Consider the following 1,943-nt stretch of genomic DNA (forward strand, 5'->3'; position numbering starts at 1 on the left):
TTTATGTTAAAATACAACATTTTGATGATTATGAAAAAGCTGGATTCCAGTGTCAAGCACTGGAATGACATCGTTTACTATGTACCATATTGCAATGTTCGTACAGCTGTGTGTCACGCACTTTGCTTCAATATTTGCACATTAGCCACTCCTCTAAACAGATACGCTAGTTTTTGTGAATATAATACAACGCAGCTTACCATTTGTTATGCAGACTTGCTACAACCCAAACTCTTCATTGACTTTATCAACTATTGCCTGTGGTGGATCCTCTCCCCATCCTGAATACAAAATCTCTCCATAGTCTGCAACATCTATAGAGCCAGTTCTGCTTTTTGCTAGAAACGTTTCTCTTTTCTCTTTATCAACTAATACATAATGCCACGCTGATTTTCCACGATCTTTACCACGGACTAAGTATATAAGATCTGACCTACTTCTTTTTGTTGAATCAGCAAAAGATCTTTTATTGACAGTTCTGCTTTTACTTTTTATGCCGCCAATTTCAGAAAAAGCTTCCTTGGATTCGGTTTTTTTGCCTGCTAATTCAGAAATTTTTCCTTTTTCCCCTAATGCCCGTTCTTTGGTGTTTTGAGACGAATACTTACTGGAAAAACCTTCCCCTGTACCGCCAGGAGTCCTGTTTGTGAAACGCTTAGTAAATGAATTATTGTCGTTGTTTTCTGCCATAAAAATCTCCAAACTTTAGATTGTAGAATCCAAACTTTTACTACACTTTATCATATGTTAATTAAATTAATATAAATGAAAAATAATATAGTAATTATTACAGGAATTACGGCCTCAGGTAAATCAGAATTATGCGATAACCTGATAGAAAAATATGGAAATATTAGTATAATAAATTGTGATTCAAAGCAGGTATATGAAGAAATTCCCATAATTACTGCTCAACCACCAAAGCAAGAAGAATTTTATAAACTATATGGTTATGTTTCAGCAAAAGAAAATTATTCCGTGGGTCTATGGTTAGAAGATTTAGAAAAAGAAGTTAATCACGCACTAGAAAATGCTCAAATACCTATCATCACTGGAGGAAGTGGGCTCTACATTAGCAGCTTAATCAAGGGCTTATCATCAATGCCACAAATAAGTCAGGAAGTGAGGAAAAATGTAAGCGAATTAAGGAAAAATTTAAGTAAAGAGGAGTTTTACAAATTAGCGCTAAGCAAAGATCCAAGGATTCAAGGTAAAGTGTTCATGAATGACTCGCACCGCCTTTCAAGGGCACTTGAAGTTATCACTGAAACTGGCAAGTCAATTTTTGTATGGCAAGAGAATAGACAGCCTCCCTTGTTCAATAATTTTAAGATACACACAATTTTGCCTAAGCGTGAAGACGTATATCAAAAAATAAATTCTCGTTTCATTACAATGGTTGAAAATGGAGCAATTGATGAAGTAAAGAAGCTACTTAGCATGAACCTAGCTCCACATTTGCCAGCTATGAAAGCACACGGAGTGCCAGAAATTATAAAGTACTTGAAAGGTGAGATTACTTTAGACGAAGCGATACAAATTGCTCAAACAAACACAAGACACTACGCGAAACGTCAATATACTTGGTTTAAAAATCAGTTCCCAAGTTCTGAAGTCATTGATTGTGCAAATGAGCTAACAGCGCTTGAAATATTTTAATTGTTAGTTTCTAGGTGTATTTCCATACTCATTGCTATGAATGGACGGTTCCATACTTTCCAGATGGCTGTTCACTTTTGGTGGCTTATCCAAGCCATGCTCTATTTTTATTTTAAAAAATCCAAGCCTCTCGCAAAATTTCTGAAAACACTCTTTTATAACGTCAAACAAGTTTTTATCACCTATATTATAGTCCTTTGTTATAGTCCTTCAGTCTCTTAGAACCTGTTTAAAATCTTCGTAATAGGAGAGAAATGAAGGAAAGGACAATCATTTGCAAGCTG

2 protein-coding genes are annotated in these 1,943 nt (G+C 35.2%); one reads left to right on the top strand and one right to left on the bottom strand.

Annotated elements, in window-relative coordinates; all coding sequences use genetic code 11:
* Nucleotides 1–219: 219 nt before the first annotated feature.
* Complete coding sequence (locus OZD61_RS00440; protein ID WP_274979439.1) at nucleotides 220–690, bottom strand: hypothetical protein; 471 nt, start codon at nucleotides 688–690, stop codon at nucleotides 220–222.
* Between the two features lie 75 nt (nucleotides 691–765).
* Here OZD61_RS00440 and miaA point away from each other — a divergent pair, with 75 nt between their 5' ends.
* Entirely contained in the window at nucleotides 766–1,659 is an 894-nt protein-coding gene (gene miaA, locus OZD61_RS00445) for a tRNA (adenosine(37)-N6)-dimethylallyltransferase MiaA (protein WP_274979440.1), read from the top strand.
* Nucleotides 1,660–1,943: the final 284 nt, after the last annotated feature.

Origin of the sequence: Wolbachia endosymbiont of Drosophila bocki (assembly GCF_028982005.1) — a bacterium.
Taxonomy (GTDB): domain Bacteria; phylum Pseudomonadota; class Alphaproteobacteria; order Rickettsiales; family Anaplasmataceae; genus Wolbachia; species Wolbachia pipientis.